The following is a 15,440-nucleotide window of genomic DNA, read 5'->3' on the forward strand; positions in this document are numbered from 1 at the left end:
GGGGAATAAGCCCAGAGGCCGATGGAAGAGTTTGCAGTGGTGATAATTGGGGCAGGGCCCGCCGGGGGGCAATGTGCTCGACAGTTGGCCCGACAGGGTGTCCGAGTCCTGTTAGTAGAGCAACATTCAAATTTTAGCCAAAATAATTACTCTAGCGCCGCTAGTCCTTTGGAAACCATGGCATTGTTTGATCTACCTCCAGGGGTGGTGGCCCGCTATTGGCACAATTTGGCGATCGCCGCCACGGAAAAAGAACAAGTCTGGTACAGCGATCAACCTCAGGGTGTTGTGTTTGATTTTGCGAAATTGCGACAATTTTTAGCGGATATGGTCACGGAGGCGGGGGGTCAGGTGTGGTTGGGGCACCGTTTTTTGAGTTACCAACCGGGGGAATCGGGGTTAGAGGTTACCCTATCTTGCCGAGATCCCCTAGGTGCTGGATCCCTGGAAAAGGTCACTGTCAAAACCCAGGTGTTAATTGATGCCACCGGCTCAAAGCGGGCGGTGATTAATTATGGGCAACCCAAAGTCACGGATAACGGTCAATATTACCGAGGCATTGGCACAGAATATTTAATCACGGTGGACGAAGCTACCCATGAACGTTTTGCCGACACCTTAGTTTTCTTCCTTGGTTACCGTTGGAGTCCCCAGGGTTATTCCTGGATTTTTCCCATGGATAATCACCAGTTAAAGGTGGGAACAGCTATTTTTGCCGGGCAACACCGTTATTTAGGTAAGTTAAAGCCGATCCGTGCCTATACTGAAGCCATTATCCGGGACTATTTAAAACTGGAAAAATCCCAATACCATCTGGAGGAAATCCACGGCTCCGTGTTGGATTACGCCGTTAATCAAGGGGACACTTACCATCGGGGTTCCGTGGTGGCGATCGGGGATGCGGTATCGACGGTAAATTTTTTGGGAGGAGAAGGCATCCGCCATGGTATGCAGGGAGCTAATATTGCCGTTCCCTTTGTGCGGGATTATCTCCAGGGGGATCCAAAGGCTTTCGGAAAGTATGAGCAGGCGATGAAAGCCCATTTTGCTGAACCCTGGCAACGGACAGAAAAATTAAGTCAACGGGTTTACCTAGAGTTTGGCGATCGCCAGATTGATTTGGGGGTGACGTACTTGAGCTATCTCCGCTATGAAGATGTGTTGGATCTTCTTTTCCATTACCGATTTGATAGGATCTATGGGGGCATCACTCCCCTTTTGCTCAAAAAAGTTGCCCAATTCAGCCAGCAGTGCCGCCGATGGTTCAAAAATCTTCATCATTTTTTCCCTATTTAATTATTGGACTTTGCGCCCTGTTGGGGGCCTGCAGTAGCAACCAAGCGTTACAGGATCGTTTTGCCGCCAATCCTTCCCTGGGCAGTTCTCCCAATACCACTACCCCGGTTTCCCCTGCCCCAACTCCCCAACCCACAGAGCCAGATTCCACCGCCACACCCACTCCAACCCCCACTGCCACCTTTTCTACGGGCACTTTTAGCGATCTAGAAAAAGTAGGCGATCGCCAAAGGGCAGAAATTGAAGACCTGAGTCAACTAGGCATTGTTCAAGCTAAAACGGGGCAGGAATTTGCGCCCCAGAGTAACATCAGTCGGGGAGAATTCGCCCGCTGGTTATTTCGAGCCAATAATGTCTTTTTTGCCAACCAACCCAGTAAACAAATTAGACCCGCTTCCAGTAACACCACCCCTCTTTTCACCGACGTTCCCCCCAGCCACCCCGACTTTGCCCAAATTCAAGGTTTAGCTGATGCCGGTTTAATTCCCTCTAGCCTCACCAACGACCCCAGCGCCACCCAGTTTCGCCCCGGTGCTCCCCTAACTAGGGAAGATGTAGTCCGTTGGAAAGTGCCCCTAGACTATCGCCGGGCCCTGCCCAATGCCAGCCTGGAAAATATTAAAGAAACCTGGGGTTTCCAGGACGCCGCCAAAATTAACCCCAACATTTGGCCCGCCCTAGCTGCCGACTTCCAAAATGGCGATCAATCCAACCTCAAAAGAATGTTTGGTTACATCACCATCTTTCAACCCCAGCGCCCCGCCACCAGGGAAGAAGCAGCCTCTGCCCTCTGGTTTTTAGGAGCCCAGGCCGATGGCCTAAGCGCCAAAGATGTCATTAATGCTCCCGCAGCCCCATCCCCCGCAGTTGAGCCTGAGCCCACCGTTACTCCGGAGAATTCCCCCAATTAATTAATGACTAAAATCGCTTACAGTGGCTAATTAAACTTAAATTTGACTGAATTTAACTAGCTTTGACCATAGGCTGGCCCTGTCTGAGTAGTAATAATAATTTGGTCGAGGGATTTAAAGCTGATCAAGGCGCCCCAATGGTTGTCAAGGTGCCCGCAAAAACTCTTGGCATGGACTTTTTTTCTTCGTCCGGTCAAGATAATATTAGTCTGCTAATCAGAGAACTGAACCCCTAAGAGTTGACAATGCCCCTATCCTCCCAACCGGCCATCTTAATTATTGGTGGTGCAGAAGATAAAGTTCACGGCCGTGAAATTTTACAAACATTTTGGTCGCGTTCCGGTGGCACCGACGCCATTATTGGCATCATTCCCTCTGCATCTCGGGAGCCTTTACTAATTGGGGAGAGATATCAAACTATCTTTGGCGACATGGGGGTCAAAGAGTTAAAGGTATTGGATATCCGGGACCGCTCCCAGGGGGACGACAGTGGTTACCGGGAATTTGTCGAACAGTGTACAGGCATTTTTATGACCGGGGGAGATCAACTGCGCCTTTGTGGGCTGTTGGCGGATACCCCCTTGATGGACCGCATTCGTCAACGGGTGCATAACGGGGAAATTAGTTTAGCAGGCACCAGTGCAGGGGCAGCGGTGATGGGGCATCACATGATTGCCGGGGGCAGTAGCGGCGAATGGCCCAATCGAGCTTTGGTGGATATGGCAGTGGGGCTGGGGATTGTGCCGGAAATTGTGGTGGATCAGCATTTCCACAATCGTAACCGCATGGCCCGGCTGTTGAGTGCCATTTCTACCCATCCTGAGTTGCTTGGTTTAGGCATTGATGAAGATACCTGCGCCATGTTCGAGCGGGATGGCTCCGTTAAAGTTATTGGCCAGGGTACGGTGTCCTTTGTGGATGCTAGGGACATGAGCTACACCAACGCCGCTATGGTGGTGGCCAATGCCCCGTTGAGCCTCCATAATCTCCGCCTTAACATCCTTGTCCATGGGGAAGTTTATCATCAAGTAAAACAGCGGGCTTTTCCTCGGGTAATCTAGGGGTGACCCAAGGCAGGTAAGGTTCCCTGACCCCAGGGACTGACTCGGATCAATTGTTCACAGCGAACAGTTTCAGTCAGAGGCCTAGCTTGAGAATGATAGTCGGCGTGTTGTGCTTCTTGCATTGGTTCTTGACTGACACAGATCATGAAAATTCTTAAAACCCTTACTCTCCGCGGCCCTAACTATTGGAGCATTCGACGCAAGAAGTTAATTGTAATGCGCCTAGATTTGGAGGATTTGGCGGAGCGACCCTCCAGTAGTATTCCCGGTTTTTATGAAGGGTTAATCAGGGTGTTGCCCTCCCTCATAGAACACTTTTGCTCCCCAGGCCACCGGGGCGGCTTTTTGGAAAGGGTGCAGGAAGGAACCTATATGGGTCATATCGTTGAGCATGTGGCCCTGGAACTCCAGGAATTGGTCGGTATGACAGCGGGATTTGGCCGCACCAGGGAAACTTCGACCCCGGGCATTTATAACGTTGTCTATGAATATGTGGATGAACAGGCGGGACGTTACGCCGGCAGGGCGGCGGTGCGTTTATGTCGTGCCTTGGTGGATACGGGGGATTATCCCCAAGCAGAATTGGAGAAGGATTTAGAAGATTTACGGGATTTGGGGGCTAACTCTGCCCTGGGCCCCAGCACCGAAACCATCGTTACTGAAGCTGATGCCCGTAAAATTCCCTGGATGCTCCTCAGTGCCAGGGCCATGGTGCAGTTGGGGTATGGCATACATCAGCAGAGAATTCAGGCGACCCTTAGTTCCCAATCTGGCATTCTGGGGGTGGAACTGGCCTGTGATAAGGAAGGTACCAAAACCATTCTCCAAGATGCGGGCATTCCAGTGCCCAGGGGCACCACCATCCAATATTTTGATGATTTGGAGGAAGCCATCAACGATGTGGGGGGCTATCCGATAGTAATTAAACCCCTAGACGGTAACCATGGTCGGGGCATCACCATTAATGTGCGCCATTGGCAGGAGGCGATCGCCGCCTATGATTTAGCAGTGGAAGAATCGAAGAGTCGTTCCATTATTGTGGAGCGCTATTACGAAGGCAGTGACCATCGGGTGCTGGTGGTAAATGGCAAACTGGTGGCGGTGGCGGAGAGAATTCCGGCCCATGTGACCGGGGACGGCAACTCCACCATTAGCGAGTTAATTGATAAAACCAACCAAGACCCCAATCGCGGTGATGGGCACGATAATATTCTCACCAAAATTGTTGTTAATAAAACGGCGATCGATGTAATGGAACGCCAGGGCCATAACCTGGACAGCATTTTACCCAAAGATGAAGTGGTTTATCTGCGGGCCACGGCCAACCTCAGCACCGGCGGCATTGCCATTGACCGCACCGACGATATTCACCTGGAAAATATCTGGTTAATGGAACGGGTAGCCAAAGTGATTGGCCTCGACATTGCCGGCATCGACGTGGTGACCTCCGATATTAGTAAGCCCCTGCGGGAAACCAACGGGGTAATTGTGGAAGTGAACGCTGCCCCGGGTTTTCGTATGCATGTGGCCCCCAGCCAGGGCCTACCCCGTAACGTAGCCGCCCCCGTATTGGATATGCTCTTTCCCCCCGGTACCCCTAGCCGCATTCCCATTTTGGCAGTGACGGGCACCAACGGTAAAACCACCACTACCCGCCTTTTGGCCCATATTTATCGACAGACGGGCAAAACGGTGGGCTACACCAGCACCGATGCCATCTATATCAACGAATACTGTGTGGAAAAAGGGGACAATACGGGACCCCAGAGTGCCGGAGTAATTTTACGGGATCCCACGGTGGAAGTGGCGGTGTTGGAAACGGCCCGGGGCGGAATTTTGCGGGCAGGACTAGCCTTTGATACCTGTGACGTGGGGGTAGTGCTCAACGTGGCGGCGGACCACCTCGGTTTGGGAGATATTGACACCATTGAACAAATGGCCAAAGTTAAGTCCGTCATTGCGGAAGTGGTTGATCCCAGTGGTTATGCGGTGCTCAATGCCGACGATCCCTTGGTGGCGGCCATGGCGGATAAGGTGAAAGCCAAGGTGGCCTATTTCTCCATGAATCCCGATAACCCCATTATCCAAACCCACATACGGCGCAATGGCATTGCGGCAGTCTATGAATCTGGTTATTTGTCCATTTTGGAAGGTTCCTGGACTCTGCGGGTGGAGCAGGCCACATTGATTCCCATGACCATGGGGGGGATGGCACCGTTTATGATTGCCAATGCCCTGGCCGCCTGTCTGGCCGCCTTTGTTAATGGCTTAGATGTGGAAATAATTCGTCAGGGGGTACGCACCTTCACCACCTCGGCGGAACAGACCCCCGGCAGGATGAATTTATTTAATCTGGGTCGTTACCATGCGTTGGTGGACTATGCCCACAATCCGGCCGGCTATCGGGCCGTAGGAGATTTTGTCAAAAACTGGCGGGGTCAACGTTTTGGGGTGGTGGGGGGCCCTGGCGATCGCCGGGATAGTGATTTGATTGAGTTGGGACAAATTGCCGCCCAAGTATTTGACCGTATCATTGTCAAAGAAGATGACGATAAGCGGGGCCGGTCAGAGGGAGAAGCGGCCGATTTAATCATTAAGGGCATTTTGCAAGAAAATCCTGGTGCCGACTATGAGTTAATTTTGAATGAAACCACCGCCCTCAACCAGGCTCTAGACAACGTTGAAACCGATGGCTTGGTGGTGATGTTCCCCGAAAGTGTCACCAAGGCCATCGACATGATCAAAGACCGCAATCCCATCGGCTAAAGGCTCTGTCTCTTTTTTCTCACCAATGCCATGGCCACCTATCAAAAAAGCAACCTTGCCTGGGAATTGCAACAGTTAACGCAGAATGGGCGGGAATGGGTGGCCTGGCAGACTGATCGCCTCTGGCAGGGGGTGCCTCCCATACCGGGGTTAGATATTCCCCATTGGGAACGGTGGGAAGAATTAATTTTCCACAGCTTACTCTGGTTAATTATTGCAGTGGCGATCGCCTTCATTTGGTTGAACCGCCGCACTTGGCAGAGGTATTGGCATAATTTAACCGCAGTGGATTTGCGCCCTAATTTTGCAACTCCTCCCCCCGGAGCTAGCTATTGGATGAGAACGGCCCACCAGGCTGCCCGCCAGGGAGATTATTACCAAGCTTGCCGTTATTTGTATTTGGCCATGTTGCAAATATTGCAGGAGAAAAGGGGTTTAGAGCCAGCACCAGGGAGAACTGACCGGGAATATCAACGGCTAACGGCGCAATTTCCCCAGGCCAGCGCCTACAATACCCTTTTCACTATCCATCAGGAACTCTGTTTTGGCCAGCAACAGGCTTCCCTGGAGTTATTTGAAGATTGCCAAGGGGCGATCGCCCAATTGGAACATAGCCCTAGGGCAACAACGGATCAGCGAAAATTGGCTGGGTCCTGATCCCGGCGGTGACGCACTGGAATTGGTTCTCCTTCCTGATCTCCCACTAAACTGGCGGTGGTTTCCAACGCTTGGCGGAGATGTTTAGCCGCATAAATGGACATATCCCGGGGCACATTAATACGATCCCGCAGATAACGCAAAGCTTGGTCGGTACCCTGGGGTGGTGTACATTGTTCCCCCGTCGCCAGTAGGGTTAACGCACAGCGTAGAGCTTGCTCAAAACTCTCCCCCCGGTCATGGCCATTGATTTCAATAATATTGCGGTGGTGTTTCACCACCCTGGCGATCGCCTCTTGCTTAACGTTTTCCGGTTCCGGGTAGGTGGCATCGGGTAAACCAAACCAAGGGCCATGGTCTACCCGCGCTTGGTTCTGCTGGGCCTGGGCGCTGCCGTTGGAGTAACAACCACCCATTTGGGGAGGCAAATCGTGGGCATGGGTGTGGAAATCACTCTGGGTGCCCCGGTAGGTATCCCTAGTTTCCAATGCCCCAAACCAGTCGTTGAGCCGGGGATTATTTTCCCGCAGAGAATAACCTTTGTAATAAAACAGGCTGGCATTCATGCGCTCCACATAGGGAATAAAAACGATGTCAGCAGTGCTAAATTCCGGCAAAAAATAGGGACCAGGCAATTTTTCTAAGGCTTTTTCCACTTGATCAACTACCTGTTGAAACTGTTGTTGATTCCGTTGATCGGCACCGGGAAACATGGCTGGGTAACAGAGCCAATTACACCAAGCTCGAAACAATAGTCTTTCCAGTTTTCTCAGGGGTAAAACCAATGGATCTTCCATGCCCCAAAGCAATGGCCCAAAAGCATTTTCCAAAGCCATTAAAATATCGTCGCTTTCGGTGTAGAATCTGCCATCTAACTCCAAAGCCGGTAACATTCCCGATGGCACCAATTTTTTATACCAAGCTTCCTTTTCTCCGTAGCAAAACATGGTCACTTTTTTAATTTGGTAGGGAATTTGCTTTTCTTCTAACCATAACCAAACTTTTTGACAATAGGGACACCAGGCATGATTATCCCGATAGAGGGTGACTCGCACTGCCTCCTCCGGTTGTCCAAACAATCTTAAGGTTGCCTGGGCAGTGGTGGCACCATTAACTGTATCCACTTGGTAGTTAGATAATTCCGCTAGAGCCGGCCAGGAAAGGGGAGTAACCATAAAATTTTATCGGTTTAATAGTAGTTAAATAAGATAATAAAATCGGGAGAAATATCTATTAATTCAACTAGAATGATTGGGGAAATTTTAGGGCAGCATCTATATCTTTAATTCTAACCATTAGTATCATTCAAGCGATGAAACTGCGTCCTTCGTAGAATTGTATCATTTTTGAGGCTGACAGGTTTTGATGTAAGGTGAAGCGGAACCATCAGCCGCCATAATATGAAGCAAATTATTCCCGCACTGATCACTTTTTCTTTTTTTTCAATGGCGATCGCCGAGCGCGCTCCTGGCATTGCCGCTTTGCCTCCCCAGTACCAAAACATCAAGGATCTGGAGGTAATGGTCAATTACGTTAAAGAAAATCCCGACGTGGCAGCAACGTTGAAATCCATAGATTTAACAAATCAGACCATTAACTATGGTCAAGATTGCCAGATCAGGTTTGAAAGAAAACCTTCTAATAACCCCCCGGGCTGGGTTGGCCCAGCGGAACCACTCCAATTCAAAGCAGTTAACTGTTTAGAGGAATGATTAACGCAGAATAGCAATCATTACCAAATCAGAATTTTCAGTCAAAAAAGCTCCAGACCAATACAATTAAATCCATCAAATGCTGTATTTATTCCTCATTATCCGCAAATGCTTGAATCAGCGCTGGATAATCCTCCTGTGCAGGAAATTTGTTAAAACTGTACTTTGCACCAGTGGTAGCCCAAGCTAGCTTTTCGTCTGTGTAGCACTCAATGAATGGCCTATAGTTTTGAGTGTCTTCTAACATAGTGGAGCGTACGTTGACAAAATCATCTATCCCTTCAGGGCGTGTAAATAGCCAGCTCATACAATGGCCACAGAAATAGTGACGTGTACCCCCATGTAAACCACCGATAGCAGGTGAACCTAATGTGATAAAAAATGCAGAACTGGGAAACAGTGAACTCAGACTAAATGCGCTTGATGTCATTTTCTGACACCCTGTACAATGACAAGCCATAGTAATCAATGGTTTTGAAGACACCTCAAATTGAATCTTGCCGCAACGGCAACTTCCTTTAGTCTTGTGAGGTACATAGTTCACAGCAATTGATCTCCAAGTCTTCTATGGATAATTTATCGCAATTATCTCAATCAGCAAAATAGGAATATAGCTTGATGCATCTTTTGGCGATCGCCATTAAATCCATCGCTTATTTTTCAACAAACATCCAGACAAACAAAACGAGGATATATCGGCAAATTTCCGCTATTTAGCTTCTTCAACTACATTGACTCAACCTTTTGGGGACTGTGCGGAATCAAATCCGTGGTTTCGCGAATCGATTTATATTTATCCGTTCCCTCAAAACTAATCGGTTCATTATTTGTGAGAGCTTTCAGTCCGTAAAACAAATTCATGATGCCACACATCATCATTGCCCCCCCGCGCAAAGTAAAAAAAGATCTACTAATTCGACGAAAAATTGCTGGCAGGCTAAAGGCCGATCTCCACAAATCACGGTGCGCCTTTAAAAGCTCTGCAGGAGTCATTTTACTGGGCATGAATGTCACATTATAGCCATTGTAAAACTCCCACCCTAAATCAGAACGCAACCGATCCGCATCCATCATCTTTGAATATGAACGTGTGCCTTTGAAGGGAGTAAGAATGCTCAAAAATGGCACATCTACACCAATTTCCTCCAATTGGTTAGCCATGTCTCGGATGCTCTCTGGGGTATCTCCATCCAAACCGGAAATAAAACCAGCCATTACACCAATCCCGCGGTCGTGCAATTTTTTAATTTTGCTTTGATACTCTGCGACTTTGTTTTGGCGTTTTCCTGCATCTTCCAAAGATTCCTGGCCGAATGATTCAATGCCGAAAAAAATTCCGATGCAACCAGAGTCGCGCATCAAATCTAACAGCTCGTCATCCTTAGTGATGTCCATACTCGCTTGGGTCAACCACCACTTTCGCAGAGGGATCATCTGGCGCAGAAGTTCCTTGATATAAGGTCTGTTTGCTGTCAAATTATCATCCCAGAACCAGACGGTCTTTCGTTGCCACCACCATTTGAATTTGTTGTATCGGACGTCGTTTAGCACTGCCTCGACAGGGCGAGTACGGAAACCGGGATTGAGAACGGGTACAGTGCAGAATGAACAGGTAAATGGACATCCTCTAGTGGCTTGGACGACCCGTCGAATGAAGTATTGCGGAGGTAAGAGATCATACCGAGGAGTGGGGACATGGGTGAGAGGAATAGCTTCGCCAACATACCTTTGCTGAAGCCTATTTTGCTCGATATCTTGGAAAATCTGCTCCCAGACGGACTCTCCTTCACCAATGACAATACTATCCACAAATCCTAGAGCTTCCTCTGGCGCAAAGGTGACATGAGGACCGCCTGCGATTGTTATCTTGCCCCGTTTTCGATACTCCCCTGCCAAACGATATGCTTCCGGTGCAAAGCCACTGAAGAAGGAGAGAACGATCACGTCCGCTTCGCTATCTAGGTTTACGGTCTCAACCTGCTGGTGAATGACTCGAACAGTATGTTTTGCTGGGGTCAGCGCAGCCAGGTGAATACCAGTCAGCGGTGGGACAAAATGAACCTCATGTCCCTTGCGGTATCGCTGAATGTAGACAATGATGATGTCGATTTTCATGGCTCGTTTCCCAAACTCCTTTGGCTTGTGCTCCATGGTAGATGGTATTTCAAGGTTTGCAGCCTACCCCTGTTCAGTGACCACAATATGAAGCCAGTTATTCTCACATTAATCGGTTTGTTTTTTGCCCAACTGGCGATCGCCGGTAAAATTTGAGTATGTTTACCAATCTCCCCTGAGCTTATCAAGACAATTTCAAGAAGTGGAATTATGAAGTAATTCGCTGCCTATCAAGAAATTTTACAAGAGGGGGAACAGAGAGGTTTAGCTAAGGAAAAAATGGAGGACGAGCTAGAGGATCGTTTTGAAGAAAAACTGGAAACTATACCCATACCAAAAAAATCAGGTCTGGCGATCGCCGAGATTGTCAAAAAATGTCAAAGAATTAGATGTTGATGTGGAATTGGTTAATCAGTTTGTGGCCAATCAAAACAATTAAGGATTCGAGTAACCATCCGTTGGCAGACAGCTTGCTATATCCATTACTTGCCAATGCAGAAACGGCTGAAAATACGGTCTAACACTGACTCCGTTACCGTTTCCCCTGTCACTCGTCCAAGGGCATTGATGGCCAAACGCAGGTCAATGGTCCAAAAGTCTAGGGGTAACTGCTCCGTTAGGGTTTGTTGTAATTGCTTAAGAGCTAGTTGAGCTTCCGTTAAAACAGCCGCTTGTCTTTGGTTGATGGCAAAATCTAAATTTTGGGGTGATAAGCTATTTTGATTAACTTGCTCAACAATGGCGGTTTCTAGAGCGTCGATACCTAAATTAACGGCGGCGGCGGTTAGAACTATGTTAGTAATTCCTGGTGGATAGTTGACTAAATCGGCCCGGGCTAAATCAATTTTGTTAATTACCAAAATTAAAGGGCGGTCTTTGACTTGGTCGTAAATCAACTGGTCTGCCTCGGTCCAACCCTGATGAGCATCCACCGTCAATAAAACTAAATCCGCCTGTTGGGCCGCTTTGCGGGAGCGCTCTACTCCCATCTGCTCCACTTGGTCCGCCGTTTCCCGAATACCTGCAGTGTCTAATACCTGGATGGGAATGCCTTCCACTACGAGTTGGGATTCCACCACGTCCCTGGTGGTGCCTGGTAGATCAGTGACGATCGCCCGGTCTGTGCGGCTCCAAGCATTGAGTAAGCTGGATTTCCCCACATTGGGTTGCCCCACGATGGCCACTTTTAAGCCGGTGCGGAGCAGTTCCCCTCGCTGGGCGGTGTCTAAAATCCTTTCTAGCTGGCAATATAAGTCTTCTAATTGTTGACGAATTAAATTTTCATCCAGGGGGGGTAAGTCGTCTTCAAAATCAATGCGGGCTTCCACTTCTGCCAAAATATCTAGGCAAGTGTTCCGTAGATCCCGAATCGGTTGGGCCAATTTACCCTGTAAACCCGCTAAGGCGATCGCCGCGGCCTGGGGAGATTGGGCTCCCACCAGTTCACTGATACTTTCTGCTTGGGTTAAATCCAGCCGGCCATTGAGAAAGGCCCGCAGGCTAAATTCCCCCGGGTGGGCCAGCCTGGCCCCCTGTTGCAAACACAATTGTAAAACCTGTTGCACTGGCATGATTCCCCCGTGGCACTGGAATTCCACCACATCTTCTTTGGTGTAAGAACGGGGCGCTAGCATCAATAAGAGCAATGCTTCATCGATCGCCACTTGGGTATCGGGATGACGCACATGGCCGTACAAAATACGATGACTTTCCCAGGTTTGGCTCCCCGGTGCTTCAAAAAGGGTTTTGGCAATGGTGAGGGATTGTGGTCCCGACAGTCGCACCACACCGATACTGCCCTGTTGGGGCACAATGGCGGTGGCGATCGCCGCAATAGTATCTTCTAGGTGCATTGGGTGGGATGAAAGGGGATTTGAGAAGTTATTTAGGTGAATTTTAAGGTTTCTGTCACCCCTGGGGCCGGCTAAACCAGCGATTAAGGATCAAGACGATTGGCCAAGATCGCAACGGGCACCATGGGAATCATCGGCAGTAAACAGATTGCCCATTGTTGCCAGTCCATGGGAGCAGTTTTGAACAATACATTCATAAACGGCAGTTGACTGAAACCTATTTGCAGGGCGATCGCCACCGCAATGCCCACTAACAGTATGGGGGCTTTGGTAATGGTTTGACGCTTACCCATCACATAGCCGAGAAAACTACGACCTAATTGGCTAATGCTGAGCAGGTAAATTACCCTAGCGGCCACAAGGGCTTGGATGGCCATGGTCCTGGCCAAATCGACGTCGCCAGTGGTGCGCTTGATCCATTCAAACATGCCAAAAATAAGAATCCAGTTAAACAGGGACACCAATAAAATACGGTGCAGTAACTTCCTGGTAATGAGGGGTTCATTGGGGTTGCGGGGGGGCTTTTGCATAATGCCCGGTGACTTGGCCTCAAAGGCTAGGGGCACCGTCATGGTGATGGAGTTGATCATGTTTAACCACAGCACCTGTAGGGAAAGAATGGGTAACGCCCGAGCCAGCAACACGCTGATCAAAATGGTCATGGACTCCCCGCCGTTGACCGGTAATAAAAAGGCGATCGCCTTGCGGAGATTTTGGTAAACAGTGCGTCCTTCTTCCACCGCCGCTTCAATGGAGGCAAAATTATCATCGGTGAGCAACATATCGGAGGACTCCCGAGCCACTTCCGTTCCCCCTTTACCCATGGCAATGCCAATGTCAGCCCGCTTTAAAGCCGGCGCATCGTTCACCCCATCCCCCGTCATCGCGACAATGTGACCTTTTTCCTGTAAAGCTTCCACCAGTTGCAATTTCTGAGCCGGGGCTACCCTAGCAAATACACAACTTTCTGTGGCCGCCTGGGCCAATTCCGCTGGACCCATGGTTGTCAACTGTCGTCCTTCAAAAGCAAGCCCATCCTCTTCAGAGGCAATGCCCATCCGTTTGGCGATCGCCTGGGCAGTACTAATATGATCACCAGTGATCATTTTCACTTCGATGCCAGCACTGTGACAGGCATGGACTGCGGCAATGGCCTCCGGTCGCGGTGGGTCGATCATGCCCTGTAAACCTAAAAAGATTAGCCCTGTTTCAATATCCCCGTGGTCAATGGCGTGGTGATGGGGCTCCACCGTTTTTTTAGCGAAGGCCAACACCCGCAGGCCTTGTTTAGCCATATCTTCAACATTCTTTTCCACTTCCGACAGATTAACCGGCACCGTTTGCCCATCATCCAACAGCAGGGAATTACATCTTTGTAGCAGGGATTCCACCGAACCTTTAACGTAAATTGTCCGCCCTTCTCCATCATGGAGCGTAGCCATATATTGATAATCCGATTCAAAGGGAATGGAATCTAAACGAGGTTTTTGACTGGCTAAACCAGCTTGACTAAATCCAGCCTTGGCCGCCGAAGCTAACAATGCTCCCTCCGTGGGATCCCCCACCACCACCCAATCTTCCCCTCGATGTTCCAGTTGGGAATCGTTACAAAGAATACCGCTGAGCAAACATTCTTCCAGCACTGGGGGTAAACCATCCAACAAAACATTGTCCACTTCCCCTCCCATTACCTGCCAAAATTCCCCCTTGGGACTGTAACCACCGCCGCTGACTTCGTAGTGTTTTCTCCCTGCATACACGGCCTGCACCGTCATTTGATTTTCCGTCAGGGTACCGGTTTTGTCGGAGCATACTACAGTGGCACTGCCCAAGGCCTCCACAGCGGGAAGTTTACGGATAATGGCATTGCGCTTGGCCATGCGATTAACCCCGATCGCCAGGGTAACGGTAACCACAGCGGGCAGACCTTCGGGAATGGCACTGACGGCCAAAGCCACTGCCGCTTCAAACATGTCGAGGGGAGTGCCTCCCCGCCCCCAACCCACCACAAAGGTAAACGCCGCCAAAGTGACAATGACATAGAGCAATGTGTGACTAAATTTGGCAAACTTACGGGTCAAAGGGGTCATGAGGCTGACCTGCTTTTCCATGGACTGGGAAATTTGTCCCATTTCCGTGGCATTAGCTGTGGCCACCACCACCCCGGTGCCTTGGCCAAAGGTGACGAAACTGCCTGCATAGGCCATATTTAATCTTTCGGCGAGGGGCGTTTCCTCCGGTAACACTTGCACAGCTTTTTCCACGGGCACCGCTTCCCCGGTCAGAGCCGATTCATCCACTTGAAGATTCCGCACTTTTAACAATCTCAGATCCGCTGGCACCTTATCCCCTGAAGCCAGGGAAACAATGTCACCAATGACTAATTCCTGGGAGGGAATACGGAGGGTTTGTCCTTCCCTCAACACGGTGGCTTCCGTGGTCACGGCCTTGGCCAAAGAGGCGATCGCTCCCTCTGCTTTAGCTTCTTGGATGTAACCAATGATGGCGTTGACTAAGGTGACTCCCCAGATAACCCAAGCATTAGTCCAGGAACCGAGAAAAGCTTTAACTGTACCGGCAATGAGCAGAATGTAGAGCAGAGGTTGGTGAAATTGCAGCAGAAAACGTAACCAAGCCGGTTTACCCGGTTTAAATTTCAGTTCGTTGCGGCCATATTGTTCGTAACGCTGGGCCACGGCCTCCGCTGTTAGTCCTAAACCTTGATCCGTCTGCAGTTCTGCCAGAATATCTTCCTCTGGTCGATGGTGATGCAGGTAAGAACTTAGAGTGGGGAAATCCATACTCATTGGCGGTAGAGTGAAACGCCCCTATGGTATCAACTGAACCGAAAAGAACCAAAATTACTCTACGGAAAATCCCCCACTAGGTAGAGATGACCTGAAAACACTGTCATAGTGTGGGCACCGTCACTAACAGCAGGCGATCGCCTCCAAATCAATGCCGACAAATTTAAGGTTCGCCATAGTTATTTGTCAATATAATCTCTCCGCAAAAATCAAGGGTTCTCAACTAACCTCAAAAGAAAAAATTGACGACTTTTTACTT

12 protein-coding genes and 1 pseudogene are annotated in these 15,440 nt (G+C 49.5%); 8 read left to right on the forward strand and 5 right to left on the reverse strand.

Annotation, left to right across the window (positions count from 1 at the left end; translation table 11 throughout):
- Positions 1-21 precede the first annotated feature (21 nt).
- From H6G45_RS10570 to H6G45_RS10590, 5 genes are all read left to right on the forward strand, one after another.
- Positions 22-1,296 (forward strand): NAD(P)/FAD-dependent oxidoreductase, encoded by a 1,275-nt coding sequence (locus H6G45_RS10570; RefSeq protein WP_190598406.1) that lies wholly within the window; start codon positions 22-24, stop codon positions 1,294-1,296.
- Positions 1,260-2,207, forward strand: coding sequence for an S-layer homology domain-containing protein (locus H6G45_RS10575; protein WP_190598407.1), 948 nt, complete (start codon positions 1,260-1,262; stop codon positions 2,205-2,207). Before H6G45_RS10570 ends, H6G45_RS10575 begins: the two co-directional genes overlap by 37 nt.
- Positions 2,208-2,452: 245 nt before the next feature.
- Positions 2,453-3,268 (forward strand): cyanophycinase, encoded by an 816-nt coding sequence (locus H6G45_RS10580; protein ID WP_190598408.1) that lies wholly within the window; start codon positions 2,453-2,455, stop codon positions 3,266-3,268.
- A 147-nt stretch (positions 3,269-3,415) separates the two neighbouring features.
- Positions 3,416-6,037 carry a cyanophycin synthetase gene (gene cphA, locus H6G45_RS10585; protein ID WP_190598409.1) on the forward strand — a complete coding sequence of 874 codons (2,622 nt, stop codon included), beginning with the start codon at positions 3,416-3,418 and terminating at the stop codon, positions 6,035-6,037.
- A gap of 30 nt (positions 6,038-6,067) precedes the next feature.
- Positions 6,068-6,694: a DUF4129 domain-containing protein gene (locus tag H6G45_RS10590; RefSeq protein WP_190598410.1), complete on the forward strand. Its 627-nt coding sequence runs from the start codon at positions 6,068-6,070 to the stop codon at positions 6,692-6,694.
- On the opposite strand, the gene H6G45_RS10595 is transcribed toward H6G45_RS10590, so the two are convergent.
- A complete protein-coding gene (locus H6G45_RS10595) occupies positions 6,670-7,869 on the reverse strand; it encodes a glutathione S-transferase family protein (protein WP_190598411.1) in 1,200 nt (399 codons plus the stop codon). The genes H6G45_RS10590 and H6G45_RS10595 overlap by 25 nt on opposite strands.
- A gap of 225 nt (positions 7,870-8,094) precedes the next feature.
- Between H6G45_RS10595 and H6G45_RS10600 the strand changes: the two genes are divergently transcribed.
- Positions 8,095-8,406: a hypothetical protein gene (locus tag H6G45_RS10600; RefSeq protein WP_190598412.1), complete on the forward strand. Its 312-nt coding sequence runs from the start codon at positions 8,095-8,097 to the stop codon at positions 8,404-8,406.
- Positions 8,407-8,494: 88 nt separating this feature from the next.
- Here H6G45_RS10600 and H6G45_RS10605 read toward each other — a convergent pair whose 3' ends face one another.
- Positions 8,495-8,950 carry a GFA family protein gene (locus H6G45_RS10605; protein WP_347338262.1) on the reverse strand — a complete coding sequence of 152 codons (456 nt, stop codon included), beginning with the start codon at positions 8,948-8,950 and terminating at the stop codon, positions 8,495-8,497.
- A gap of 182 nt (positions 8,951-9,132) precedes the next feature.
- Positions 9,133-10,557 (reverse strand): radical SAM protein, encoded by a 1,425-nt coding sequence (locus H6G45_RS10610; RefSeq protein ID WP_190598413.1) that lies wholly within the window; start codon positions 10,555-10,557, stop codon positions 9,133-9,135.
- Here H6G45_RS10610 and H6G45_RS19850 point away from each other — a divergent pair.
- Together H6G45_RS19850 and H6G45_RS19975 are read left to right on the forward strand one after the other, a co-directional pair.
- On the forward strand, positions 10,549-10,677 hold the full coding sequence (locus H6G45_RS19850) for a hypothetical protein (protein ID WP_277922717.1): 129 nt from the start codon (positions 10,549-10,551) through the stop codon (positions 10,675-10,677). The genes H6G45_RS10610 and H6G45_RS19850 overlap by 9 nt on opposite strands.
- 12 nt (positions 10,678-10,689) lie before the next feature.
- A pseudogene (locus H6G45_RS19975) lies at positions 10,690-10,960 on the forward strand (flagellar assembly protein H); the annotation flags it as partial.
- Between the two features lie 43 nt (positions 10,961-11,003).
- Here H6G45_RS19975 and mnmE read toward each other — a convergent pair.
- The gene (gene mnmE, locus H6G45_RS10615; RefSeq protein ID WP_190598414.1) at positions 11,004-12,374 is read right to left on the reverse strand and encodes a tRNA uridine-5-carboxymethylaminomethyl(34) synthesis GTPase MnmE; all 1,371 of its coding nucleotides are present in this window, start codon (positions 12,372-12,374) and stop codon (positions 11,004-11,006) included.
- Positions 12,375-12,457: 83 nt separating this feature from the next.
- Positions 12,458-15,175: a cation-transporting P-type ATPase gene (locus tag H6G45_RS10620; RefSeq protein WP_190598415.1), complete on the reverse strand. Its 2,718-nt coding sequence runs from the start codon at positions 15,173-15,175 to the stop codon at positions 12,458-12,460.
- Between the last annotated feature and the right edge of the window lie 265 nt (positions 15,176-15,440).

The organism is Synechocystis sp. FACHB-383 (assembly GCF_014698605.1).
GTDB lineage: Bacteria > Cyanobacteriota > Cyanobacteriia > Cyanobacteriales > Microcystaceae > Synechocystis > Synechocystis salina.